This window comes from Flammeovirga aprica JL-4 (assembly GCF_012844305.1).
In the GTDB taxonomy this organism is placed as follows: Bacteria; Bacteroidota; Bacteroidia; order Cytophagales; family Flammeovirgaceae; genus Flammeovirga; species Flammeovirga aprica.
Window position 1 is genome coordinate 1 of the sequence record NZ_JABANE010000122.1, and the last position, 24,263, is coordinate 24,263.

A 24,263-nucleotide genomic window follows, 5' to 3' on the forward strand; every position below is an offset into this window, starting at 1 on the left:
CTCCCTCTTTCCGTAGCTACCTCATAAATGATGTAAGAATTATCATTTTTCAAATACCAATCAACAAAACGGGTTTGTTCCCTTTTAATGCCCAGCTTTTTCGTATCCGCATTGTAAAAGAATAAAAGTGTTCGGAGAATTGTACTTTTCCCTACTCCTTGCGTACCGCCAAAGTGACAATTACTGTCCAATTCTATCTCTGCATAAGGAATATTCGCACAGTGGATTAATATAACTTTATTGAGGGTTCTCATGTTTAGTTTTCGTTTGTTGTTGGTTCTTCAATATCAATGCTCAAGATCAATTCTTCGAGGTAAGAAAATGAATTCAATACTTTGTAAGTCATAGAAAGATCATCAATCACTTCCACAAAACCTTCCTTCTTTAAGATCTCAAAAAGTTCATTTACACTCTCATCGTACTTCTCCTTTTTAGTGATTCTTTTTAATAAATTGAGTTTATTTTTCAGGTTCTGATTTACCCCAATAATGGATGAAATTTCTGAAGGTGTAATTTGCGTCCCCACTCCAAAAGATTCATCATACGACTTGAAAAAATCGAGAATACTGATCCATCGCATCGCCCTTTCCAACTTGCTTTTCAGTGTGCTCTTTTCTTCCTCTCTACTAAAGTAAAAACAGTCCTTCCCTTCTACTAAATAAAAACCGATCTGATCAAAATAATCCTGTGTCGCTTCCTTCTCTTTTTCTAAATACTGATAGAGTTTTTTCTGTGTAGGGTTGATTGAGTTAGAAGAAATAAAATGTCCTTTACTCAGGATCTCAAAAATTTGTTTGTTATGGTTTTCTTTAGGCATATTTCTTTCTTTTAGGGTAAACTTTTGCAAAATATCGGTCTTCGTATCTTATTTTATCTTCAGTAATCTCAATCTCATTACTATAATAATTAATGATCTTATAATAGCATCCGACTAATTCGATATAAGATACTTCAAAAGGAAATTCATAATGAAACACAAAATTAAATAGATCATTTCCTTGAGCCAGAAAACTTCGTTTCACTTCTTCATGATTAATAAAATAGACGCTTTCAGTTTGTTGGCTTAAAAGATTGACATCAATAGCTTCCGCTGAAGATACTTTTCTACGTTCCTTGTGTTTTTGATTTTGATTGATCTCTTTAATCAATTGATACACTTCATCCTCTTCGAGAATATCCAAATCCAACTTCAACGGATACGTTTTTCTTTTCTCAAAAAGTACCTCCTTCCTTTCATTAAGTATTTCCTTGATATTAGTTTGGGCTTCCAACTCTACCTGATCCATCAGTAACTTCAGCTTCTTAACTTTCTCTACCACTTGAGAGTTATGTCTTACCTGATTAATATACTGAAGTAATTGCCTTTGAATTTCAACCAAATTATGATTCGCTGAATTGAATTCTTTCTTCAACTCCACCACAATTGTTTGTAACTCTTCATCGGCAGAAAATACAAAAAAGGAGACTTCTTCTTTATCAATCAAATGTCTTGATTGAGCGATTAAATTCTGAATTTCTTCGGTTTTCCCTTTAAAGTTTTCGAGCTTCTTTAATTTGATCTGATAGTTTTCTTCCGTCTTAAAAGTCGTATCAATATTTCTGATCAGATCGTCAATATTCCTTGAACAGATTTTACCAATTCTACTTAAATCCTTCTTGATTATTTTGAAGTAACGATGCTTTCTCTGTTGACTATTTTCCTTAGAGAAGTAATCAATATTTTCCTTTATAATTTTAATATGTTCATTAAAAGAGGAAATATTGATGGTTTCATTCACCTGCATCAATTCCTCAAAAAAGGAAAGAAACTGATCTTCTATTTCAAGAAACTGTCCATTTTCTTTAATGATACCTTTATCAATCAATCGCTGAATTTTGACCTCTCCCCCTTCTCCCAACAACTCCAACGCTTGCTCATATTCATAATCGTATCTTTTCCTGTTCTTAAAAATCTCATCAATAAGCTTTTTTCCCTCATTAAGAGTACCTATGATTTCTGATATATCTTGGAAGTGGTACATGTTTGTTGCTTAAATTAATTTTGGTTTAGACTTTCCTCTAAATAATACCATCTAGCTTTAGGGTCAGTCACTCGCATTATTCTACGATTATGACTCCATGTCAATTGGCTACACAGTGTGTAGCTTTTTTGTATTGTTGATTCATCAGAAGAATAGGTAAGATAAAATTGCCTGAAATTTTTAATAATGGCTATTGAAAATCCCCTTCCAAATTCTTCTGTTAATTGAATTGATAGCTCTTTAATTAAGAAACTACCATACTTTGCCTTTGCTTCTCCTTTTTGCTCTTCTTCTACAATACGCTTTCCAATGGACCAATAGGCTTCTACCATAGCAGAATTAACCACTGAGTTCACTTTAGTTTTTGCAGAAGCTAAGATTTTCTTTATTTCTGAATAGAAATTAGTCTCTTCGGGTTGTGTTATTTCTTTCATAATTGAGTTATTCTTTCAATTGCAACATAACATATTAACAGAACGAAACAAGGCTTTTCCATAAAAAACGAAACTGGTTCAAGTCTTAAGCTGAAAGCGTGACTTGAACCTATATCTAAAAATAGTCTGTAGACTTTTAGTGCTATTTGGATCTGCTATAAGTCTACAGACTTTAAAATTTATAAACACAAGTGACGTCTCCAGCTTAACACTTGTGCTAGGCTGGAGAATACCTTCACAAAATCTAAATTTATTGATAAAGAAATTATGCAGGTTTGAAGAACGAAAGTGATCCTTTTGGTTATTAACGATGCCTAAGTTCTAAGCGATGTTAACGACTAAGACCTAAAAACACACTTTACCACTCACTTAATTATTCTTCGTTATAAAAAAGTTTGCTGCAAACTGGAAAGCAACTATACTATATATAAAGTAAACAGTGTATGTTGAGAAGCCAACATTAACCATCGCTCCAATAAAGATATTCATTAGTCCAAGTCCAATAATGATAACAAGGCCAATAATCATGAGCCAATTTCCTTTGATATTGTCGTAATATCGACTTGTTGGAACCATCATTAGAAGAGCAAAAATACCTATGCTTAACCATACTTCTGCTGTAACAAAAAGGCTAACAACAAGGGATATTAATCCTGTTGTGATAAGGAATAAGCTGATTTTCGCGACCCGTTTTTCCTTATCAGAAAGCAAAAATTTACCGTACCGGTTAACGGATAAAATCATATTAGATAACGGTTGAATGATCCAAGTAGAGAAAGCAAAAAGTGCCAAAATATAAATGATAGGATCGATGTATGGAGCATACTCAGGATGGTCTGTACTGAATTTTCCTAGATATTTTGCACCAAAATAAAACCCGATAATAAACAGCCATTGTTGCCCACCTTTTAGGTTACCTAACCAAGTTTGAAAAGCAAAAAATATCCTATAAATGAAATACTTACAGCGTAATGACTCTAATATTACCCACTGTGCTAGCTCATCATTGGGATTGATCATCATCGACTCTTCAGCATGTCTAAGTGCTTTTTTATACTCCTTAGCTTCTAAGAGATTCATGGCTACAATCGCGTGAGTATGACTGTCATTTGGATTTTTGTGAAGATTATCTTCAACCGTTTGTGTCATCTCTTCTTTTAATCCCAACTTAATGGAAGCTGTAGATTTTACATTCAAAGCCAATGAATTTTCAGCGTCAAAAGCCAAGGCCTGATTAGCGGTATCATAGCTTTCTTGATAGTCTTTTTCTGATAAATGAATCTTGGCCAAAAGTGCAAAATAATCGGCATCTTCCGGGTTGTATTCTATAGCTGCCTGAATAGACTTTCTAGCTTGCTTATCTTTTGATAAAATCAGCTGACATTTTGCTAAAGTGTATAGCAACAAATCAGAATCACTCTCTATGCTTAGACCGTGATTTATAATTTGGATAGCTTCTTCTGTTTTATCTAACTGAATGAGTGTTTCTGCATATAGTAAGATCAGGAAAATATCATCAGGAGTTTGCCCCATCAGAATTTGAAGCTCCTTTTCTGCTTCATCATATTTACCATGATCAAAAAGAGTTTTTGCTCTTAAGTAAGTCAGTTCGCTTTCCATTATTTTTTAATTTTTAAGTAGTCCAATACGTCATCATAAATACCTGCGGCATTCGAGAACAAGGCATAATTTCTTGCAGAGGTAAACCACTCTTTGGTAGTTGGTGCATGAGATTTTGCTCCTTGTAAAAGATCTTTGGTTTCTATTGGTTTGGGAATACCGTCTTCGAACGAAGCTTCCAATTTCTTTTCAATAGCGATATCAATAATGGCTTCCATATCGGCACCCGAATACTCTTCGGTCTTTTTAGCTACCTTGGAGTAATCGATATTCCCAATTGGCTTTTTCTCTAATTTTAACTTCAGAATTTCTTCTCTAGCTTCTGTATCTGGAGGCGGAATAAAGATAATTCGATCAAAACGACCTGGCCTTCTGAAAGCAGGATCAAGGTGCCAAGGAGTATTGGTAGCACCTAAAACAAGTACGCCATCGTTATCGTTTTCGGCACCATCTAATTCCTGAAGGAACTGATTGATAATGTTTCTACCACCAGTATTTTTAAAATTATTTCGGTTGGCTCCTAAAGCATCGATTTCATCAAAGAACAAGACACAAGGCGTATTCTGACGAGCATTTTCGAATACTTCATGAAGGTTCTTTTCGCTATTTCCCATCCACATGTCTAAAATATCATTTAGACTTACATGAATAAATTTGGCATTGACTTCTCCTGCAGTAGCTTTAGCTATAAATGTTTTTCCACAACCTGGAGGGCCATACAATAGAATACCTCCGCCTACTTTTTTACCATAAGCTTTGTATAGATCCGCATTTTGTAATGGTTTGATGATTTTTAAATCAATCTCCTTTTTACTCTTTGCATACCTCCAACATCTTTAAAAGTAACCGATGTTTTTGTTGGTTCTTCTAAGATTGAATTGATTTCATCCAAGGCATTATCACTTACTTTTAGATGTTTATCTAATTCTTCATCAGAAAAATTAGGATCAATGGCTTGTACCTTTTGATATATATCGATAGCTGCAGAAATGTTATTCTCTTTGATAAAACATTTTGATAATAACACCAAGGCATCCAAATCAGTTGGATTTTTCTCTACAAATTCTTCTAACATCACAATGGCCATATCAATCCGATCGGTATGGAAATAAGCAATAGAATATTTGTATAAAATATCAGGAAATTGATTGGCATGAGGAATAATCATTTGATAGTGTAAGCATGCTTCCTCATATTTTTTGTGATCAAGTAAAGTATCCGCTAATAGTTTCCTTAGTTGAATATTCGAGGGACTATTGGCTAAGGCGTCTTCCAATCCCTTAATAATATCGTTGCTCATAAATCTAGTTTTTTGTTATTGAAAGTTAGTCATAAAATTCGAAAACACTAATATGTTTCAAATTTCACTCACTCTAAACTGTGAGAAAAATCAACATCAAAAAACACGGTTTCAATCGTGGGAAAGACTACTAATTGCAGAAAGTGCAATAAATCAATAAAACGTACAACTAAAAGTACTTTTCATAATGTAGTATATAAACAACTTCGACTAAGTAAGAGTATCAATAAATCCACTAATTATTCATTGAGATTAAAATTTCCCTTCAAAAAAATTATGAAGTACAAAAAAAGAGGGCGACAACCCTCTTTTCAATATCATTAAAGCTATTTTTTATACCTACATTAATAAGACAATTAATACAAAAACTTCTTCTCATTTTGTATATTTATTAAAATTCTAAATGATTAACATGCTTACACCTGAAGAACAAAATGCTGAAAATGCCCTAGATAATAGCTTCAAAGGATCTATTGAAGTGATCAAGAATGCATTAGAAGAAGAAGATCTTAACACTATTAGAGAAGTGATTGGGAATATTACTGTTTGGTCTGGACATTTGGGAGATCGCCCCAAGTGGTTATCTGGATTTAATCAATCCTTAAATGATCTTTTGGATATATATGGAAATAGTGACGCTCCAGAAGCAAAAACTATTTTCTTTGAAAAACTTCGGTTAGCTTACCATTCCATTATTATCGAAAACAATTCATAATACCTCCATTTAGAATGGTGAAAGCATGATTATATCAGTGATATGCTCACAGACTCAATAGCCTCTTTGAATAGTTTTTTATCATTAGGTAAATTCATACAATATGCCATTTTTGAGTAGTAGACACTCCATTAAATCTTTATAGTTTTCTGTATACAAACTATATCACAAAAAAAGAGGGCAAAAACCCTCTTTCAAATATTTATATACTATTTTTAGTATTACATTATTTTCCGATACAGAACTTACTAAAAATATTCTCCAACAAATCATCCGTTGTCACTTCACCAGTGATCTCACCAAGGTGATGCAATGATGTACGAATATCCAATGCTAAGAAATCTCCTGTCATGCCCATTTCCACACCATTGATTACATCATCTAATGCTTTCATAGTTTCACGGAGCGATTGATAGTGACGGGCGTTGGTGACCATAGTGTTTCCTGATTGTACTTTATCAAGGTTAACAAGGTGTAATGCTCGTTCTTTTAGTTCTTCAACTCCTGTTCCTTTGTCGGCTGAAATTTCTAAAAGATGCTCTGAGAATTCTTTGAACTCAGGTGCTAAACCGCCTTCTAGTTGATCCAATTTATTGGCTACTAAAATGTTAGGAACACCCAATTGCTCTAAGGCTTCTACTTCGGCTTGTACGTCTTCGAAAGTGGAAGTGGCAGCATCGAACATGTACATGATCAATGAGGCTTTCTTCATCTTTTCATAAGAACGTTGCACACCGATGGCTTCTACTCTGTCTTCTGTTTCACGCAATCCGGCTGTATCTACAAAACGGAAGGTAACGCCACCGATATTGATTTCGTCTTCGATAAAATCACGAGTGGTACCTGCTACGTCTGATACAATCGCTTTTTCTTCATTTAGAAGGGCGTTCAATAGCGTTGATTTTCCGGCATTGGGTTTACCTGCGATTACGGTAGGAACACCGTTTTTCAACACATTACCCATTGAGAAGGAATCGATCAAGGCTTTGATCACGCGTTTCAATTCGTTGATCAAATCGACTAATTCATCTCTTGAGGCAAATTCAACATCTTCTTCTGAGAAGTCCAATTCCAATTCGATCATTGATGCGAAATGGATCAGCTTTTCACGAAGTGCTTTGATATCTTTTGAGAATCCACCACGCATTTGTTGCATTGCGGCATCTCTTGAAGCATGAGAATCGGCGGCAATCAAATCAGCTACGGCTTCTGCTTGTGCTAAGTCGAGTTTTCCATTGGCAAATGCACGTTGGGTAAACTCGCCAGCTTTGGCGTAGCGGGCTCCTGTTTTCATAAAAAGCTGGAGCAATTGATCGACGATAAACTGAGAACCGTGACATGAAACTTCCACGGTATTCTCACCTGTATATGACTTAGGGCCATAGAAAATAGTCGCCAAGACTTCGTCTACAATGGTTCCATCTTCTTCACGGATAGTACCGAAGTGAGCCGTATGACCTTCTTGTTTTTCTAGGTTTTTTCCTTTGAAAACTTTGTTGACAATTTTGATGGCATCAGGTCCTGACAAACGAATGACATGGATGGCTGACTGCCCTGGTACTGTTGCTAAGGCAACAATTGTATCTAATTCTAACGTATTATGCATTAGGTTGATATTAAATTCAGTGCAAAGATACAGTTAATTTTTTTAAGGTCATTTTTATTCAAAGTCATTCGTATTCTACCAATAAAAAAGTGGTAAAACTATATCAAAATAGCTTTACCACTTTTAAATATCTATTGAATTTATTCTTTTGACCTAGAAACTAATACACTTGAAATTAGTTCAATTGCTTCAATAATTTTTCAGCTACTAACTCTGATGAAGCTGGATTTTGACCTGTAATGATCAAGCCATCTTCTACTGCATAGGCTCCCCAATCTGCACCTTTTGAGTAAGTACCGCCGTTTTCTTGTAACATATCTTCTACTAAGAAAGGAACGATTTCAGTTAATTGAATTGCCGCTTCTTCACTATTAGAAAAACCTGTTACTTTTTTACCTTTTACTAATGGAGCACCATCTTTTGCTTTTACATTTTTGAAAATAGCCGGTGCGTGACAAACTGCAGAAACAGGCTTACCTGAATTGTAAAAGTCCTGAATCAATGCAATTGAATTCTCATCTGTTGCCAAATCCCACAATGGACCGTGACCACCTGGATAGAAAACAGCATCATAATCTGCCGCATTTACCGTAGATAGTTTCAATGTATTGGCCATTTGAGTTTTTGCCTCTTCATCAGCTTTGAAACGTACAGTCGATGGTGTTTGTGCATCTTTTGCATCACTTTTCGGGTCAAATGGAGGTTGTCCGCCTTTTGGTGAAGCCAATGTAATTTCAACGCCTTTATCTTTTAGGAAATAATAAGGTGTAGCAAATTCTTCGATCCAGAAACCTGTTTTTTCACCTGAATCACCTAATTGATCATGGCTCGTTAAAACGAATAAAACCTTTTTTACAGCTTTCGTTTCACTCTTTGTTTCTTTTGATGATTGAGAAGAATTGTCTGCTCCACATGAAGCAAAAATTAAAGTCGATAATAAACCGATTAAGAAGTTTTTAATATTGATCATAACTGTTTTATTTTTTGATGACGCAAAGCTCAAAAAAATAATTCAGTGAAAAAATTGATCTATGATAAGAAAATACTAATCCTTCGCGATTTCCCTTCTAATTCTACTTAAGCTCTCTGTTGTAATGCCCAAAAAGGACGCAATATGATAGTTTTTAATATGGGTTTCAATTTCCTTATGAGTTTGAAGAAAATCAAGGTATTTCTCTTTGGCTGTTTTTGATAGATCATTAATGATTCTCTTTTGAAAGGCACCAAAGCTATGTTCCATTTTTTCTCTGAAGAAACTTTCTACTTTAGGGATACTTTCAAAAATCTCTATTTGTGCTTTCCTTGTAAATTCTAATACAATTGTTTTCTGAATACTTTCAATCGTTAAAACAGCAGGGTTTCCATCAAAAAAGGCAGTATAATCACTAATCCACCAATCATGAATGGCAAATTGCAATGTATGATCCCGCTCCTGCGCATCTTCAAAAAAAGAACGTAAACAACCTTCTAACACATAATATTGAGACAAAGTAGGCTGTCCTTTTTTTAAAAGTACCTCCCCTTTTTTAAGTGCTACTTTCTGACACCTTTCTTTGATAAAAGCATATTCTGAATCGGTGAGTTCTAAACCTTTGAAGATTTCTGTGATTGATTTCATTTTATAAAAATAGCCAATCTGATGATTAAATGGTTTCAATTTTCGTAAATGTATTTCATTTACTTTTATTGCAAAGAAAGCTTACACCTTAAAATCTACTCTTATTTTTTTGATAAAAACAACTCCAATAAATACTCTTGTAACACTATGAATAACCTTTCGACTAAGAATTAAAGCAACAAAAAAGTCACCCTAAATATAGAGTGACTTCCTTGATTTATGTATGAAGGGTTCTAATTATTTTAAAACCACTGTTCCATCTTCTAATTTTTCAAAATCGCAACCTACTACTTCTGAAACCTGCTCCATCACTGTTTCTAGCGTTTTATTTCTAAAGATACCAGTGAATTTACGTTTCTCTAATTGTTTATTCTCAATCACAATTGAAGTATTGTATGCTTTTCCTATAGCTTTGACTGCATCTGATAAATCAGCTCCATTAAATGACAGTTCTGATTGCATTAGAGCCGCCGCATTTAAGTCTTGCTTGTAGACTTTCTTATCGACCGTTCCGTCAGCAACAGTACCTGTTTCGTTTTTCACTAAAACAACATACTCGCCAGACTCTTTGCTTTCAAACCTCACTTTACCTGTTACCACCTCAACTTGATTTTGTGTCAAGTGGAATGAAGTACCTAACACGGTAGTAGTTGCTTCTGAAGTGATGATATTAAAAGCATGCTGCTCATCTCTTTTCACTTCGAAGAAAGCATCACCTTCCAAAGAAACTACTCTGTCGTTATCACCAAAAGTTTCAGGATAACGGATTGAACTTTCTTTGTTCAGCCAGACTTTTGTACCGTCAGGTAATAATACCAAAGCAGTAGTATTGCCCGTTTCCTCTTGAAGCATCTGCACTTTATCACTGTCCAGGTAATAGAACATTGACAAGCCCAAAGTCAATAAGATAGCCACGGCAGCTGCCATGCTATTAGGGAATGACCACTTTGATGTATTGCTTTTCTTAGCTGAAAGATTGTTCTCCACTTTAAAAGTCGGAGCTTCTTTCTTTTCTTCCTCAGAAACGTTCATTCTCAATAACATTTTAGCCATTGCAGCGTCCATGTCTTCAGATGAAACTTCCTTACGTTGTTTTTTGCCAAGAGAACCAGCAGTAGACCAAATGTCCAATACCTCTTCACTTACCTCATTAGATTGGTTTTCCAATGTAGTAGCAATTTTTGTTTCTTCGGATTCTACCTCCAAAATCTTATCCCAGATTTCGTTAACCTTAGCGTCCAATTGAGAAGTATTAAAAATGCGCTTCTTTTCTTGACCGATAGTTGTGGATTGAATCCAGATCTCTGTTACTTCTGAAAGTACACTCTTAAAAGTCTCGTCGGTTTCAGCCAGCTGCTTTGCTTTAGTAACAGCCATTTGATCACCACCTAAACTTTCTGCAATAAGTGTCCAATCAATGTTAATTTCCTTATCCATATTACCTCGGATAAATATGTTTAATTCTTTATTACTCTAAATAAAAATAGCTTTAAGGACAAGTCATGATGAATATTCATTGTTTAGCCCTTTATTCTTTATGACTCTTCATAGCGGAATCACACAGTTAATCGTCCTTTTATCAATGACAATCGAGAAGAGTGTGAAGACAAAAAAAATTCTAAAATAAATTGAGTTGCAGTAAATAGTCTATAATCAGACCAATAACAACTGCTCCTTCTAGAGCCATCAAGCTAGGATCTACATGCCCTTTTAATTTTTCTCTTAATTGTTTTAAAGCTAAGCCAATTTGATAATGCACCGTTCTAACCGGTATATCTAATGCATCTGCAATTTCTTTATAAGTCAAATCTTCAAAACGACTCATCTTAAAGATTTCCTTCATTTTTTCTGGAAGTTCTTCAATCGCTTCTGAAAGTCTTTTTTCTAATTCAGAAAAGTGATAAGTATCTTCCGTGTCATTGCTGGAAATGACCATTCTTTCTGCCACTCCTTTCTGATAGTCACGTTCGAAATTTCTCCTTTTGATGAAATTCAGGGTGTGATTTCTAGCAGAACGGTACAAATAAGCTTTTAATGACAGATTTATATTTAAAGATTCTCTTTTACTCCAAAAATTGACAAATATATCCTGAACTAATTCTTCAGCAGTTTCCCAATCTTTTACCATGCCATTGATAAAGTTAAGAATTGCCTGATAGTATTCTTTAGTTATATATTCCCAAGCGAAACGATCTCCCCCTTTTACAAGGTCAATCAGAGCCTCTTCTTCTAAGTTTTCGAAATTCATTGATTAAATATCGATTGTTATTGATTTTAGTACTATTAAAATGCTTTTGGTTATCCGTTAATTTCTGCTACTCCTTTTTGGAATATTGTTTTCTCACTCTTATTTGGTTTCACGCTTCAAGATCAACTTTAATATGAATGAAAAACAAAATCAACGATTCCTGATCACCTTTATCTTAGTACTTTTATTTATTCTGAAGCCAAGTACTAGAAAATAATAAAACGAACTTTTCATTTTTTCTTTTTTATCCTACTCTGTGTTAGATTTTTATCACGTAGCAAATGCTATGCTCTGTAAATCTGCCTTGACTAGAATAAAAAACAATAACCTAAAATTGCCCGTTTTCTTTTTTCCTTGTACTTATAAACACACAATATATTTAAAATTTAGTGTATTATAAACCTCAGTGGTGAAAATTTGAATTATTCGTTATTACAATATTAATATAACCTTGATACTTTTATAAATTGCTGCCACAATTAAAACTATAAACAATGACTAAGCAGGAAAAAGTTCAAGATATCGTTCAAACTTTACAAAGTTTATACCCTAATCCACCCATTCCATTAGACCATAAAGATCCTTTTACTTTATTGGTGGCTGTGGCACTTTCTGCACAGTGTACTGACGAAAGAGTGAATAAAATCACACCTCTTTTATTTGCCAAAGCGGATAATCCTTATGATATGATGCAATTGAGTGTGGAGGAAATCAGAGAAATCATCAAGCCTTGTGGACTTTCTCCTATGAAATCGAAAGGGATTTATGGAATGTCTAAAATTATTGTTGAAAAGTTTGGCGGTGTAGTTCCTGACAACTTTAAGGATTTAGAGTCTCTTCCTGCTGTTGGTCATAAAACTGCTTCTGTAGTGATGTCGCAAGCTTTTGGTGTACCTGCCTTTCCTGTAGATACGCATATTCATAGATTGATGTACCGTTGGGGACTTTCCACTGGAAAAAGTGTGGAGCAAACGGAGAAAGACGCCAAACGCTTGTTTGATGAAAAAGACTGGAATGATCTTCATCTTCAAATCATCTATTTTGGAAGAGAGTACTGCCCTGCCCAAAGACATGATCCAAACGAATGTCCGATCTGCTCTAAACACGGAAGAAAAACTCTTTTTACGGAAAAAAAATCATCAAACCCTAAAAAAAAGACCAAGAAAAAAGCTTAAATCAACTTCCTGTTAACATAAGGTTGAAGTTGTGTTCTAAAATCACTGGGAGTTAACACGCCTTTAAGTGGTTTAACAATCATTGTTGCTTTAAACGGCACCCTTTTACGACGAACGGCGTTTAACCATAGACGAATGCTTTGTGCCGAAAAATTTATGTACAATCTACACCTCTACATAAATTTGGGTATAAATCAATAAAAAAGCATTGATTCTATCTTATCACACTACTAAGTAAATTTAATGATTATGAACACAACATTGTTGAACCAACAAGTTATGACGGACAGAGAATTTGAACGTCTTCAAACCTACACTTTTTCAACAAATGCTGAAGCGTCTGTAGTTATCGCTCACGAAATCGCTGATCTTATTAGAGACAAAGCGTCGAAAGGTGAAAATGCAGTTTTAGGCTTGGCTACTGGTTCTTCTCCTTTAAAAGTATATGACGAATTGATTCGTTTGCACAAAGAAGAGGGGTTATCATTTAAAAATGTAGTGACTTTCAATTTGGATGAATATTATCCTATGCAACCTGATTCTGTACATTCTTATGTACGTTTCATGAAGGAAAATTTATTCAACCATATTGATATCGAAGAGAAAAATATCCATATCCCTGACGGTACTTTAGCAATGGAAGATGTTTATGCTTTCTGCAAAGACTATGAGGCTAAAATTGCTAACGCAGGTGGATTGGACGTTCAAATATTAGGTATTGGTCGTACAGGTCACATTGGTTTCAACGAGCCGGGCTCTACTGAAAACAGCCGTACTCGTATGGTGACTTTGGATGCGATCACTCGTATTGATGCTGCTCCTTCATTTGGTGGTTTGGACTTCGTTCCTAAGCGTGCTATTACAATGGGTGTGAAGCCGATTATGCAAGCTAAAAGAATCATCATGATGGCTTGGGGTTCTGGTAAAGCGCCTATCGTGAAGAAAATGGTAGAGGGCGATATCTCAATGCAAGTACCTGCAACTTTCCTACAAAAACATGATAACGTGTCTGTATTCATCGACGAAGGTGCAACGGAACAATTAACACGTATCACAACTCCTTGGTTAGTTTCTGAAGTAGAATGGACTACTGCGATGACAAAGAAAGCGGTAGTTTGGTTAGCTTACAAAACAGGTAAGCCGGTCTTGAAATTAACGAACAAGGACTATTTGGAAAGTGGTTTAGATAGTTTATTATCCACTAAAGGTTCTGCTTACGATTTGAACATCGAAGTATTCAACCTTTTACAACATACAATCTCAGGATGGCCAGGCGGTAAGCCTTCAGCAGACGATACACAACGTCCTGAAAGAGCTGTTCCTGCTAAGAAACGTGTAATTATCTTCTCTCCTCACCCTGATGATGACGTAATTTCAATGGGTGGTACATTCCAACGTTTAGTGGACCAAGGACATGAAGTACACGTTGCTTACCAAACTTCAGGTAACATTGCTGTTTCTGATGATGATGCTCGTAGATATGCTACATTTGCGAACTCATTGATGGACAAATTTGGTTTCGGATCTGCTGAATCTAAATCGAAGTTCAAAGAAATCACTGGTTTCTTAGATGCAAAAGAGGAAGGTGATATCGATTCATTAGCAGTAAGACAAATCAAAGGTCAGATTCGTAGAGACGAGTCGATCGCGGCATGTCGTTACACTGGTATTCCAAAAGAACAAGTACACTTCTTAGATTTACCTTTTTATGAAACAGGTAAAGTTCGTAAAAACCCAGTAGGTGAAGCGGACATTGAGATCATCAAAAATATCATTTCTGACATCAAGCCTCACCAAATCTACGCAGCAGGTGACTTAGCTGACCCGCATGGTACTCACCGTGTATGTTTAGATGCTATCTTCGCTGCTTTGGAAGAGTTGAAATCAGAAGAATACATGAAAGACTGTTGGGTTTGGATGTACAGAGGTGCATGGCATGAGTGGCCAATCGACGAAATCGAAATGGCTGTACCAATGTCTCCAGAACAGGTTCTTACAAAAAGAAAAGCTATTTTCTTCCATGAGTCACAAAAAGATGGCGTAGTATTCCAAGGAACAGATGACCGTGAATTCTGGCAAAGAGCAGAAGAGCGTAATTCAGGAACTGCGAAATTATACAATGCACTTGGTCTTGCAGAGTATGAAGCAATGGAAGCGTTTGTGCGCTACCACTTCATCTAGAGATATATAAAGTGTGCGATAAAATAGATTGAATTAAACGTCTGGGAGAAATCTCAGACGTTTTTTTGTTTCAAGGCAAACCTGTATTAACAAATCAATTTTTTATTGGCTATATTTATTTGACGATAAGTACTGGAAAAAAGTTTTGAAACTTTTTTAATGAAGAATTAAGAGGGAAGAATGAAGAATAGATGGTTCTTAGGATTATCTTTCAATTTACATGGATTACTAAATTGAGAAGGTATCTTTTTGTATAACCACAACACGAACCAAAACTCTACATTTTACATTCTTAATTCTTCATTAAAAAACTTCTCTTCTGTCCTGATACTTCGGCTTTGTCACTCCTAAAAAGTGTATCTCAATATAATTTTTAACTTACCTATTTTGAATGAAATCCTCTAAATATTATCCTCAAAGAACGTTATTACTATTAACCCTTTTCTTTTTCAACTCCATTATTTCCCTTGCCCAAAACACCACACCACTCGTCAAAGTAGGCATAGAAGTATTGAGAGATCAAAATTTTAAAGCATTAGAAGGTAAAAGAGTGGGGTTGGTCACTAACCCTACTGGCGTTGACCATAGTTTTATTTCTACTGTAGATATTTTACATCAAGCTAAAAATGTAAATCTCACTGCTCTTTACGGACCCGAACATGGTGTGCGTGGTGATACAGATGCTGGTGCGCATGTGGATAGTAATACGGATGTAGTGACTGGACTTCCTGTTTATTCACTTTATGGAAAAACAAGAAAACCTACTCCTGCCATGCTTCAGAATGTGGATGTAATAGTATATGACATTCAAGATATTGGTGTGAGATCCTATACTTTCATCAGTACTTTGGGGTTGGTGATGGAAGCGGCGGCTGAAAATAATAAAGAAGTAATTGTATTAGACAGACCTAATCCGCTTGGTGGTACTAAAATAGAAGGCAACATTGTTGAACCAGGCTACTTTTCTTTTGTGAGCCAATTTCCTATTCCTTACATCTATGGATTGACAGTGGGAGAATTAGCCTACATGATGAATTATGAAGGATGGCTGAAAAATAAAACGCAGTGTAAATTGAATGTGATTCCAATGAAAGGCTGGAAAAGGGATATGCGTTTTAAAGATACTGGCAGACATTGGATTCCTACGTCACCTCATATTCCTTTCCCTGAAGTGGCTGAACTTTACCCTGCCAGTGGAATTATCGGTGAACTGGAAGGAAACTTTATTGGAATTGGCTACACCCTCCCATTTACGCTTTTCGGAGCAGAATATATCAATACTAGACAGTTTGCTCAACAACTGAATGCTTTAAACTTGGAAGGTGTTTACTTCAGAGGGCTTTCTTTTACTCCTTATTATAAAGAGAAAAAAGGAATGAAGTTGCATGGAGTACAGATCTACATCACGGACTATGATAAAGTGCGACTGTCAGAAATTCAATTCCATGTTTTAGAGGTACAGCATAGGTTACATGCTACCAAAGATCTTTTTAATGCACACAAAGACCGATGGGCCATGTTTGACAAAGTTTGTGGCAGTAATAAAATAAGAGAAGGATTTATGGCTTCTTACAGTTTTGCAGGAATGAAGGATTACTGGAGAAAAGATGAGGCAGCCTTCAGGAAGAAAGCTGCCGTGTATTTGATGTACCGTTAAGCTAGTTAGTCACTATAGTTTTGCTTTAAAAAATCGGGGAAAGTAGTTTAAGATTGCATTGCATCAATATCATTTTTAAATCGAGTTAGAAGGTCTTGGGAAAAGGACTGCATTACGGCTGTTTCATTATCATCAATGCCGTCTGCAGCTTCCGCCACTACCTCCATTGCTTTAATGAATTCTTGATACTCATTTGCTGGGCCATAATGTTTACAATAATCTATCACCTTATTGTAAACAACATCTGCAGGCGTATTTCTTTTCGCCTCATAGTTAAATGACCACCTGATGTCTTTGCCGTAGGGATGATCTTTGAAGTACGTTTCGAGAGCCTCTTTTTCTTCGTCTTGAATAACACCGTCTGCTTTTGCAACCACAAACAATAGTTCGCCTAAAATTTCGTAGAGTTTTTCTTTATCCGACATAACAATTAAGATATTAAGTTGAAATAAGTACTCTTTAGTATACGTTAATAAGTGATAATGTGGATGTGTTTTTAAACGTACTACTTACGTATTTATAAATGTTTAACAATAGGTTAAAATCCGTTATAAAATATGGTGTATAACATATATGAAGTATATAATTTTACGCAACCGGTTTAATATAAAATTATATACGGAATGATCTTTTCGGTAAAATCCGATATTATGCCACAATGCTATTATTGGGCTTTCATGTTAGTTTAGAATTGAGGCCGGAAAATAATTTGACATATACCAGCTGAACTCTAGGCATAAAAAAAGCAGTGAGTCTTTCAATCCACTGCTCTTCTTTGCTTAAGAATAGTCTAATACCATTCTACTATATCTTTTAGCGGTTTCCTTGTAATATTAGGCACCTTTGCATCTTCTGTTGGATACCCTACCGGTATTAATAAGTAAGGTCTTTCATTTGCGGGGCGTTTCAATTCCTTTGCCAAGAAGTTCATTGGAGAAGGAGTGTGCGTCAATGCCACCAATCCTGCTTCATGAATAGCGTTTAACAAAAAGCCACTGGCTAGTCCCACGGATTCATTCACATAGTAATTATTATGTCTTATACCATGCTCATCAATCTCATATACCTGCTTGAAAACCACTATTAACCATGGAGCTGTTTCCAAAAAAGGCTTATTCCAGTCCGTTCCGAAAGGTTTTAAATCATCAAGCCATTCTTCACTCATTCTGCCGTGGTAGCCTTCATACTCTTCTTTTTCCGCCGCAATACGGATGTTTTTTTTGACTTCCGGACTCGATACAGCACAAAAAGTCCAAGGCTGTTTGTTGGCTCCTGATGGGGCACAACTCGCTGCCTTAATGATATTTTCAATCACTTCTTTTTCTACTGGCTTGTCAGAAAAATCTCTTAACGAGCGTCTTTTATTAATCTTCTCATAATAGTCCTGCGTGACCTGAAGCATTTTTTCTTCCGAGACTTCTAAAGAATGATATGGTATAAAATCTTCCACAGCGTGCATATGTGTCAATGGGTTGAACGAATAAAAGTATCTATAACACCTAAAAATACAATAAAAACTTTAATAAATTAAAAAATAAAGCTATTAATTGCCAAAAGTAGCTCCTGAGGCTTCTCAGCATGTACCCAGTGCCCTGCTCCTTCTATCATTTCGATAGAAACTGAAGCAAATTTTTCATTAATTTCCTGTTGATCTGTTTGTTGGATATAGTTGGAGTTTGTTCCTCCTATAAATAACGTTGGCACTTCAATGGTATGTGTCATGTCTAATGCCTTTCCTACTTCTTCAATTTTAGCAGTAATAACAGGCAAATTGACTCTCCAAGCAAAACCTCCTTCTTTCTTTCGATAGATGTTCTTAAGTAAAAACGATCTTTCACCGAAGTTTGGTATATATTCCGCTAACAACTTGTCCGCTTCCCCCCTAGTTTTAATAGAATCGATCGGTAATGCGTTCAATCCTTCTAAAATAGTTTGATGATGCACCGGATAAAAACGTGGAGAAATATCTACAACAATCATTCTGCTCACCATATCAGGATAGTTAGCGGCAAATTGCATGACTGTTTTACCTCCCATTGAGTGTCCCAGAATAATCGGCTTTTCTAATTGATGTGTTTCAATGAAAGCTTTTAAATCATCGGCCATTAATTGATAATTGAACTCATCGCTGTGCGGCGACTGACCGTGGTTTCTCTGATCCACCAAAAAAACATGTAATTTCTCAGACAGGTGCTTTGCCAATGTCATCCAGTTGTCGCATTGCCCGAAAAGCCCGTGTAATATGATTAGTGGTTTATTTCCTCTTTCACCAATTTCTCTGTAAAACAAATTCATTCTATATGAAATTTTAATTAGAAAATGTAAAGATGTAGTTTTGAGGAGAAATAAAAAAAACATCCTCTTTAAAAAGAGAACAAATGAATTCTAGATATCAACCAATTTTTGCCTGTTTATTTATAACGGTGTCCCTGTTTTCTTGTGGATTGAGAACTTCTGACAAGATTGATGCTAATAGTGTAAATAAGCAGATCAAGGAACGTAAAATAAAACAGATCAAAGAAAATGACATCGCTGAAAAAGGATATTCAATTGGAAGGTCTATCGTAAAGGCTACTTCTATGGATCAACCTTGCGGTGAGTTACCAATGGATACTTTTGCGGACAGCCTAAAACCCTACATCAAAAAAGCGTGGGTAGAATGCAGTACGCCTACTGATGCGATAGAAAAAAGCGTTTGGGAAGCCTATCAATATAATATAGCCAACAAATTACCACTCAGTGACAATATTCAGAGGATCATCACTCCTTCCAACAAAAAGTCTTATTTGTTTTCTTCTCCAATGAATAACAATGATTCTTTAAAAGTAATTCAGATTGAGCTCAATCATAAAGCTTTGGTGTTGTCACTATATTAAAAAAATTAATTGCTTTGAAAGTACCTCAAACATCATTTGAATTAAAAAAGGAAATTGAACTTTCTGAGAATCAAAAAGGTGACTTACGAGTAAGACAGCTTATTAATATTCTTCAAAAAGTAGATGATGAAATTATTTCAGATGGTGTTTTTTTGACTATACAAGATAAATCCAATGGTTTTAATGTTCAGAAAATTGCCTCTAGGATTTTAAAAGAATTAAAACCAAAAAGTAAAAAATCTTCCAAACAGATTTTATTTGAAATTCTCGATAACTGGGACAAAAGCTGTCAAGAAGTGCCTTTTTGGTTTTTAGACCAATATGGGAAACAAGAATTAGCAAATACACTAGTAGAAATTGAAAATAACGGTATAACACAGAAACAATCCGAAAAAATAAAAACTGTTAGATGGTGGTTAAAAATACAATCATAGTCTTGATACCTTAATAGGTTCTTTAGCATTTATAAAATAGTTTATAAGTCTATTTAATAGTTTAACTTTTAATTCACGCTATTAAAAAATCTAGAAAATAGTACCTTTGCGTATTAAATTCGTTATCAAGTAATTTCTTAATACAAACAATGAAATATTTAATCGTAGGCTTGGGCAATATTGGTCCTGAATATGCAAAAACACGTCATAATGTTGGTTTTATGGTAGCTGATTATTTAGCTAAAAAACATAATACCTCTTTTGAGATGGATCGCTTAGCCTATGTTGCCGATTTTAAACATAAAGGTAGAAGTATTACGGTCATCAAACCGACTACTTATATGAATCTGAGCGGTAAAGCTGTGAAATACTGGGCGAATCAACTAAAGATCAAAACTGAAAATATTTTAGTGATTGTAGATGATTTGGCTATTCCTTATACTAGCCTTAGAATGAGAGGCAAGGGCGGCGCTGCAGGTCATAATGGTTTGAAAGACATTGAAGCACAAATGCAGACGGCGGCCTATCCAAGATTACGTTTTGGTATTGGTGATAATTATTCAAAAGGAAAGCAAGTGGATTTTGTGTTGGGTGAGTTTACAGAAGATGAAAAAATTGACTTGGATGGTTTGATTGAAAAATCAGCAGATATGTGTCTTTCTTTTGCTTCTATTGGTTTATCTAGAACTATGACACAATACAATAAATAATATGACAGACAAAAAAATCAAAGGTATTTCAGGATATATCATGATCATCGTTCAAGCGGTTTTGTTTGGTGCGGCAGGTTATGTTTTATCCCTTCCTGACCTCGGAGCTATCGCAATGCTCCTTTTCTTTGTTGATTTAGTTTTGTTGAGAGGATATTTTATCGTGGCTCAAGGTGATGCCAATCTAATTTCTCTTCTTGGAAAATATAAAGGCACTATCAATGCTTCTGGTTTTTACTGGTATCATCCTTTTAGAAGTATTCAAAAAATATCTCTGAAAGATGAGGTGCAAATGGTGGGACCTTGGGATACGTTTGCCAAAGATGGTGTACAGCTTGAAATGAGCGTGGAACTGAGATGGAGAGTTTCTGATGCCGCCAATGCGCATTTTGGAATGGCAAACATCAAGGATTCAGTACTTTCTATCGCAAAAGAAACGGCTCAAACGTTAATAGAAATGTATCCATATGAAGATTTTGGTGAAGAACGTGTTTCTTTGCGCTTACATTCTACCACAGTGAATCATGCTTATGCCACTGCGCTCAAGAAAAAACTGGAAGAAGTGGGAGTTCAATTGGAAAGTGCCCGTTTCAACAGTATTCGCTCCCTAGGAAAGAAAAGAGCGGCGAATGAAGCAGTAGCAATAGCAGATCAGATGATTCAAGAGGTGGATCAGGTCAATCAGTTGACAGAAAGTGAGAAAGCTGGAATGAAACTGCAGTTGATGTCACTTTTAATGACTGAAAAATAACATTGGATTATAGTTTAAGATATGCATAAAGATGAATGTTTCGAGTTTGGTAAAATCACCAGAACTCATGGTCTAAATGGTGAGGTATTATTTTTCCTCGATGTGGATGATCCTTCAAAGTATGAAGGTCTTGATGTTGTGTTTTTAGAGAGAAGAGGAAGTTTAGTTCCTTTTTTCTTAGAGTACTTATCGCTTCACAACAATAGATATATCGCTAAGTTTGAAGATATTGACAGCATTGAAGCTGCAACTGAATTAAAAGATGCTCAATTGTATTTGCCTTTAACAGCTCTTCCAGAACTAGAAGAAGGTCAATTCTACTATCACGACATAGAAGGATTTACAGTAGTGGATAATAACTTAGGTTCTTTAGGTACTGTTCATAAAGTATATACTAATTCTGCTCAAGACATTTTAGAAATGAAATACAAGGGCAAAGAAGTTTTGATTCCAATCAATGATGAAATTATCATCAAAGCGGATCTAGAAAAGAAGGAATTGTATACTAATATCCCTGAAGGATTAATAGACATTTACCTAGAAGATTAATCTTGAATAACAACTTCCTTTAAAGAAGAATATATTCACTAAAAAGCTTCATTTTAAGAGATTTTTAATTCTTAGAATGAAGCTTTTATATTTTGTAACATAACAGTTGTTTATATTCAAACTCATTTAATTTACACGTTAGCGCTTTGTTATTCAGTCACGTAAGTTTGTATATATATAAACATTAATCTGATTTACTTGATGTTTATATCATTGTCATTATCAATATTTAAACTACTTTACGTGAGAAAGCTACTACTAATTTCTGGCATTGCATTGCTAGGACTATTTACTTCCAAAAACGATGCTAACGCACAAACAAGTGTTCAATACTACTATGGTATGGGCAATGTTCAGCAGATATCTGTCTGGCAGAACATTGACGAAACAAATCTGTTGAACTTTCGTGTTGGTTATCAAGATTTTGCTGAAGAAAACATAAGTATGTCCATTGGTTATGGTCATCTATTTGGTAAATTTTTACCTTATCTAGTCTTTAATAAAGACGTTACTTCCGAGTTAAATAATTACTCGTTTACCAACGGTTATTATTGGGCTTCAGGCGGACGTTGGGACTGGGCTGTGGGCTGGACGCTCAATCAGCATGAAACAATGAGAGGTACTTCGGAACGCCCTGAGGGAACCTACTCTGCATGGTCTCAAAGTTATTGGTTTGATGCTTATTATAATCTTATCGATTGGAGAGCACAAATTGGAGTTGAAGTGGGTGTTACTTCTTCAGGAGTGAAATTCTGGGGAGTGATGTTCAGTAAGGCCTTAGATTTTAGCAAGAAAAATAAAATGAAGTAAGTACAAATACTTCTTTCAAAAATAAATTAATCTTCAAATACATTTTCACTTTAGTTTCCACTAAAGAATGTATTTGAAGATTTTTTCATTTAAATTATTTTTTCATGAAAGCCGTGAAAAGCTGTTCCATTTAGAAGAGGACTCTTAAAGCAAAAAAACACCCCTAAAATAGGAATGTCTTTAATGTATTAATTATATGTTATTTCTTATCATCTCATTATGATTCTATAAAGAGATCAGTATCCTAAAGAATCAAGCTAATTCAAGTTGGTTTTTAACCAATTCATAATAATTATTTTTATCATTAACCAATTGTCTATGATTACCTTCTTCTATCACACTGCCATTGTCAAGTACAAATATTCTATCCGCATTTTTTACTGTACTTAATCGGTGTGCAATAATTATCACAGTTTTATCCTTAAAATAAGTGAGTAGATTATTATGAACTTCTTTTTCATTTTTAGCATCTAAAGCTGAAGTCGCCTCGTCCAATATGATTATTGATGAGTTCTTATACATAGCCCTTGCAATTAGGATTCTTTGCAATTGCCCTTTACTTAAACCAATGCCATTTTCACCTATTTTAGTTTCACTTTTTTGTGGGAGTTTTGTAATAAAATCATAACAATTAGCCAGTTTTAATACTTCCAAATACCTATTTTCATCCAATTCATCTCCCATAATGATATTATCTTTAATTGAATCCGAAAAAATATATCCATCTTGAAAAACAGTGCTTATATTTTGTCTCCAATCTTCAGAGTCAATATTATTGATATCCGTTCCCTTGTAATACACTCCTCCACTATTCGGTTGATAATATTTTAATAATAGTTTTAGTATAGTTGTCTTACCGCTTCCGCTACTACCAACAATTGCTGATATTTTATTTGTAGGAAAACTTAAGTTCAAGTTGTCAAAAAGTTTATTATCACTGCCGAAATGAGAGAATGATACATTTTTTAGCGTTATACACTCATCGTTTGAAATGTTCAGGTATCTTTCATTTGTCGTATTATCACTTTTTTCATTATATATATCTGATAGTCTGTTTATACTTATCGATACATCTTGATATGAATGGATAAATTCTACTAAATTCTTAAACGACATATTTAGTTGACCAATAATAAAAGTGATACTAAGTAAAGCGCCGAGTGTTAAAGTATTGCTAATTACTAATAAGGATACATATCCAATAATGAGTATATTTTTAAGTTGCCCTAAGTAGTTTACACCAACCTCTTGCTTTAAATCTAATTTTAGCTTTTCGTTATTTAGCTTGAATAACTTATTCTCGCTTTCTTCCCATTGTTGTGTTTTGAAAGAGGTAGCATTATTATTTTTAAGATCTGAAATACCATTTACGATCTCTATTAAAATATTTCTATTCTCCCTTTCTAAATCAAATTTTTTATAATCTATATCTTTTCTTACTCTACCCGATGATTTTTAGATAGTTCATCCTAAAATGAGAAATCATCTTTGTAAAGTCTTTGAAATCAACACTTTTAATCATCTCTCTCACTTTATTAAGTCCTCTTCTGAATACACT

General features: G+C 34.8%; 26 protein-coding genes. 10 read left to right on the top strand and 16 right to left on the bottom strand.

The window, feature by feature from the left end; translation table 11 throughout:
* The 7 genes from HHU12_RS28385 to HHU12_RS35125 all read right to left on the bottom strand — a co-directional run.
* The coding region (locus HHU12_RS28385) for an ATP-binding protein (protein ID WP_169660119.1) at positions 1 to 254 on the bottom strand (254 nt) is incomplete at its 3' end.
* 2 nt (positions 255 to 256) lie between these two features.
* A complete protein-coding gene (locus HHU12_RS28390; RefSeq protein ID WP_169660120.1) occupies positions 257 to 817 on the bottom strand; it encodes a condensin complex protein MksE in 561 nt (186 codons plus the stop codon).
* Positions 810 to 2,021, bottom strand: coding sequence for a hypothetical protein (locus HHU12_RS28395; RefSeq protein WP_169660121.1), 1,212 nt, complete (start codon positions 2,019 to 2,021; stop codon positions 810 to 812). Before HHU12_RS28395 ends, HHU12_RS28390 begins: the two co-directional genes overlap by 8 nt.
* 14 nt (positions 2,022 to 2,035) lie before the next feature.
* Positions 2,036 to 2,455: a DUF1016 N-terminal domain-containing protein gene (locus tag HHU12_RS28400; RefSeq protein ID WP_169660122.1), complete on the bottom strand. Its 420-nt coding sequence runs from the start codon at positions 2,453 to 2,455 to the stop codon at positions 2,036 to 2,038.
* Positions 2,456 to 2,824: 369 nt separating this feature from the next.
* Entirely contained in the window at positions 2,825 to 4,075 is a 1,251-nt protein-coding gene (locus HHU12_RS28405) for a tetratricopeptide repeat protein (RefSeq protein WP_169660123.1), read from the bottom strand.
* The gene (locus HHU12_RS35120) at positions 4,075 to 4,797 is read right to left on the bottom strand and encodes an ATP-binding protein (RefSeq protein ID WP_205960012.1); all 723 of its coding nucleotides are present in this window, start codon (positions 4,795 to 4,797) and stop codon (positions 4,075 to 4,077) included. Before HHU12_RS35120 ends, HHU12_RS28405 begins: the two co-directional genes overlap by 1 nt.
* 71 nt (positions 4,798 to 4,868) lie before the next feature.
* Entirely contained in the window at positions 4,869 to 5,375 is a 507-nt protein-coding gene (locus HHU12_RS35125) for a tetratricopeptide repeat protein (RefSeq protein WP_205960013.1), read from the bottom strand.
* A 403-nt stretch (positions 5,376 to 5,778) separates the two neighbouring features.
* On the opposite strand from HHU12_RS35125, the gene HHU12_RS28415 reads away from it, so the two are divergent.
* A complete protein-coding gene (locus HHU12_RS28415) occupies positions 5,779 to 6,090 on the top strand; it encodes a hypothetical protein (protein WP_169660124.1) in 312 nt (103 codons plus the stop codon).
* Positions 6,091 to 6,316: 226 nt separating this feature from the next.
* Here HHU12_RS28415 and mnmE read toward each other — a convergent pair whose 3' ends face one another.
* The 5 genes from mnmE to HHU12_RS28440 form a co-directional block, all read right to left on the bottom strand.
* Positions 6,317 to 7,696 carry a tRNA uridine-5-carboxymethylaminomethyl(34) synthesis GTPase MnmE gene (gene mnmE / locus HHU12_RS28420; RefSeq protein ID WP_169660125.1) on the bottom strand — a complete coding sequence of 460 codons (1,380 nt, stop codon included), beginning with the start codon at positions 7,694 to 7,696 and terminating at the stop codon, positions 6,317 to 6,319.
* Between the two features lie 175 nt (positions 7,697 to 7,871).
* A complete protein-coding gene (locus tag HHU12_RS28425; RefSeq protein ID WP_169660126.1) occupies positions 7,872 to 8,666 on the bottom strand; it encodes a type 1 glutamine amidotransferase domain-containing protein in 795 nt (264 codons plus the stop codon).
* Positions 8,667 to 8,741: 75 nt separating this feature from the next.
* On the bottom strand, positions 8,742 to 9,314 hold the full coding sequence (locus tag HHU12_RS28430; RefSeq protein WP_169660127.1) for a Crp/Fnr family transcriptional regulator: 573 nt from the start codon (positions 9,312 to 9,314) through the stop codon (positions 8,742 to 8,744).
* Positions 9,315 to 9,551: 237 nt separating this feature from the next.
* Positions 9,552 to 10,751, bottom strand: coding sequence for a FecR family protein (locus HHU12_RS28435; RefSeq protein WP_169660128.1), 1,200 nt, complete (start codon positions 10,749 to 10,751; stop codon positions 9,552 to 9,554).
* 181 nt (positions 10,752 to 10,932) lie between these two features.
* Entirely contained in the window at positions 10,933 to 11,562 is a 630-nt protein-coding gene (locus HHU12_RS28440; protein ID WP_169660129.1) for an RNA polymerase sigma-70 factor, read from the bottom strand.
* A 494-nt stretch (positions 11,563 to 12,056) separates the two neighbouring features.
* Between HHU12_RS28440 and nth the strand changes: the two genes are divergently transcribed.
* The 3 genes from nth (at position 12,057) to HHU12_RS28455 (ending at position 16,575) form a co-directional block, all read left to right on the top strand.
* Complete coding sequence (gene nth / locus HHU12_RS28445; RefSeq protein ID WP_169660130.1) at positions 12,057 to 12,737, top strand: endonuclease III; 681 nt, start codon at positions 12,057 to 12,059, stop codon at positions 12,735 to 12,737.
* A 243-nt stretch (positions 12,738 to 12,980) separates the two neighbouring features.
* On the top strand, positions 12,981 to 14,918 hold the full coding sequence (nagB, locus tag HHU12_RS28450) for a glucosamine-6-phosphate deaminase (protein WP_394353212.1): 1,938 nt from the start codon (positions 12,981 to 12,983) through the stop codon (positions 14,916 to 14,918).
* A 391-nt stretch (positions 14,919 to 15,309) separates the two neighbouring features.
* Complete coding sequence (locus HHU12_RS28455) at positions 15,310 to 16,575, top strand: exo-beta-N-acetylmuramidase NamZ family protein (protein ID WP_169660132.1); 1,266 nt, start codon at positions 15,310 to 15,312, stop codon at positions 16,573 to 16,575.
* A 47-nt stretch (positions 16,576 to 16,622) separates the two neighbouring features.
* Here HHU12_RS28455 and HHU12_RS28460 read toward each other — a convergent pair whose 3' ends face one another.
* The 3 genes from HHU12_RS28460 to HHU12_RS28470 form a co-directional block, all read right to left on the bottom strand.
* A complete protein-coding gene (locus HHU12_RS28460; protein ID WP_169660133.1) occupies positions 16,623 to 17,000 on the bottom strand; it encodes a tellurite resistance TerB family protein in 378 nt (125 codons plus the stop codon).
* A gap of 365 nt (positions 17,001 to 17,365) precedes the next feature.
* Positions 17,366 to 18,034, bottom strand: coding sequence for a nitroreductase family protein (locus HHU12_RS28465; RefSeq protein ID WP_169660142.1), 669 nt, complete (start codon positions 18,032 to 18,034; stop codon positions 17,366 to 17,368).
* A gap of 68 nt (positions 18,035 to 18,102) precedes the next feature.
* Complete coding sequence (locus tag HHU12_RS28470; protein ID WP_169660134.1) at positions 18,103 to 18,870, bottom strand: alpha/beta fold hydrolase; 768 nt, start codon at positions 18,868 to 18,870, stop codon at positions 18,103 to 18,105.
* An 83-nt stretch (positions 18,871 to 18,953) separates the two neighbouring features.
* On the opposite strand from HHU12_RS28470, the gene HHU12_RS28475 reads away from it, so the two are divergent.
* The 6 genes from HHU12_RS28475 (at position 18,954) to HHU12_RS28500 (ending at position 22,705) form a co-directional block, all read left to right on the top strand.
* Positions 18,954 to 19,451 carry a hypothetical protein gene (locus tag HHU12_RS28475; RefSeq protein WP_169660135.1) on the top strand — a complete coding sequence of 166 codons (498 nt, stop codon included), beginning with the start codon at positions 18,954 to 18,956 and terminating at the stop codon, positions 19,449 to 19,451.
* Positions 19,452 to 19,465: 14 nt separating this feature from the next.
* A complete protein-coding gene (locus tag HHU12_RS28480) occupies positions 19,466 to 19,885 on the top strand; it encodes a hypothetical protein (protein ID WP_169660136.1) in 420 nt (139 codons plus the stop codon).
* 149 nt (positions 19,886 to 20,034) lie between these two features.
* Positions 20,035 to 20,595, top strand: coding sequence for an aminoacyl-tRNA hydrolase (gene pth, locus HHU12_RS28485; RefSeq protein WP_169660137.1), 561 nt, complete (start codon positions 20,035 to 20,037; stop codon positions 20,593 to 20,595).
* A 1-nt stretch (position 20,596) separates the two neighbouring features.
* Positions 20,597 to 21,346 (top strand): SPFH domain-containing protein, encoded by a 750-nt coding sequence (locus tag HHU12_RS28490; protein ID WP_169660138.1) that lies wholly within the window; start codon positions 20,597 to 20,599, stop codon positions 21,344 to 21,346.
* Between the two features lie 21 nt (positions 21,347 to 21,367).
* Complete coding sequence (gene rimM, locus HHU12_RS28495; protein ID WP_169660139.1) at positions 21,368 to 21,895, top strand: ribosome maturation factor RimM; 528 nt, start codon at positions 21,368 to 21,370, stop codon at positions 21,893 to 21,895.
* A gap of 243 nt (positions 21,896 to 22,138) precedes the next feature.
* Complete coding sequence (locus HHU12_RS28500; RefSeq protein ID WP_169660140.1) at positions 22,139 to 22,705, top strand: hypothetical protein; 567 nt, start codon at positions 22,139 to 22,141, stop codon at positions 22,703 to 22,705.
* Between the two features lie 252 nt (positions 22,706 to 22,957).
* On the opposite strand, the gene HHU12_RS28505 is transcribed toward HHU12_RS28500, so the two are convergent.
* Positions 22,958 to 23,821: a peptidase domain-containing ABC transporter gene (locus tag HHU12_RS28505; RefSeq protein WP_169660141.1), complete on the bottom strand. Its 864-nt coding sequence runs from the start codon at positions 23,819 to 23,821 to the stop codon at positions 22,958 to 22,960.
* Positions 23,822 to 24,263 lie beyond the last annotated feature (442 nt).

What these genes read in the sequence shown, in the direction of transcription:
- HHU12_RS28390 (WP_169660120.1), bottom strand. Translation starts at nt 817, where the DNA reads ATGCCTAAAGAAAACCATAACAAACAAATTTTTGAGATCCTGAGTAAA.
- HHU12_RS28395 (WP_169660121.1), bottom strand. Translation starts at nt 2,021, where the DNA reads ATGTACCACTTCCAAGATATATCAGAAATCATAGGTACTCTTAATGAG.
- HHU12_RS28400 (WP_169660122.1), bottom strand. Translation starts at nt 2,455, where the DNA reads ATGAAAGAAATAACACAACCCGAAGAGACTAATTTCTATTCAGAAATA.
- HHU12_RS28405 (WP_169660123.1), bottom strand. Translation starts at nt 4,075, where the DNA reads ATGGAAAGCGAACTGACTTACTTAAGAGCAAAAACTCTTTTTGATCAT.
- HHU12_RS35125 (WP_205960013.1), bottom strand. Translation starts at nt 5,375, where the DNA reads ATGAGCAACGATATTATTAAGGGATTGGAAGACGCCTTAGCCAATAGT.
- HHU12_RS28415 (WP_169660124.1), top strand. Translation starts at nt 5,779, where the DNA reads ATGATTAACATGCTTACACCTGAAGAACAAAATGCTGAAAATGCCCTA.
- mnmE (WP_169660125.1), bottom strand. Translation starts at nt 7,696, where the DNA reads ATGCATAATACGTTAGAATTAGATACAATTGTTGCCTTAGCAACAGTA.
- HHU12_RS28425 (WP_169660126.1), bottom strand. Translation starts at nt 8,666, where the DNA reads ATGATCAATATTAAAAACTTCTTAATCGGTTTATTATCGACTTTAATT.
- HHU12_RS28430 (WP_169660127.1), bottom strand. Translation starts at nt 9,314, where the DNA reads ATGAAATCAATCACAGAAATCTTCAAAGGTTTAGAACTCACCGATTCA.
- HHU12_RS28435 (WP_169660128.1), bottom strand. Translation starts at nt 10,751, where the DNA reads ATGGATAAGGAAATTAACATTGATTGGACACTTATTGCAGAAAGTTTA.
- HHU12_RS28440 (WP_169660129.1), bottom strand. Translation starts at nt 11,562, where the DNA reads ATGAATTTCGAAAACTTAGAAGAAGAGGCTCTGATTGACCTTGTAAAA.
- nth (WP_169660130.1), top strand. Translation starts at nt 12,057, where the DNA reads ATGACTAAGCAGGAAAAAGTTCAAGATATCGTTCAAACTTTACAAAGT.
- nagB (WP_394353212.1), top strand. Translation starts at nt 12,981, where the DNA reads ATGATTATGAACACAACATTGTTGAACCAACAAGTTATGACGGACAGA.
- HHU12_RS28455 (WP_169660132.1), top strand. Translation starts at nt 15,310, where the DNA reads ATGAAATCCTCTAAATATTATCCTCAAAGAACGTTATTACTATTAACC.
- HHU12_RS28460 (WP_169660133.1), bottom strand. Translation starts at nt 17,000, where the DNA reads ATGTCGGATAAAGAAAAACTCTACGAAATTTTAGGCGAACTATTGTTT.
- HHU12_RS28465 (WP_169660142.1), bottom strand. Translation starts at nt 18,034, where the DNA reads ATGCACGCTGTGGAAGATTTTATACCATATCATTCTTTAGAAGTCTCG.
- HHU12_RS28470 (WP_169660134.1), bottom strand. Translation starts at nt 18,870, where the DNA reads ATGAATTTGTTTTACAGAGAAATTGGTGAAAGAGGAAATAAACCACTA.
- HHU12_RS28475 (WP_169660135.1), top strand. Translation starts at nt 18,954, where the DNA reads ATGAATTCTAGATATCAACCAATTTTTGCCTGTTTATTTATAACGGTG.
- pth (WP_169660137.1), top strand. Translation starts at nt 20,035, where the DNA reads ATGAAATATTTAATCGTAGGCTTGGGCAATATTGGTCCTGAATATGCA.
- HHU12_RS28490 (WP_169660138.1), top strand. Translation starts at nt 20,597, where the DNA reads ATGACAGACAAAAAAATCAAAGGTATTTCAGGATATATCATGATCATC.
- rimM (WP_169660139.1), top strand. Translation starts at nt 21,368, where the DNA reads ATGCATAAAGATGAATGTTTCGAGTTTGGTAAAATCACCAGAACTCAT.
- HHU12_RS28505 (WP_169660141.1), bottom strand. Translation starts at nt 23,821, where the DNA reads ATGTCGTTTAAGAATTTAGTAGAATTTATCCATTCATATCAAGATGTA.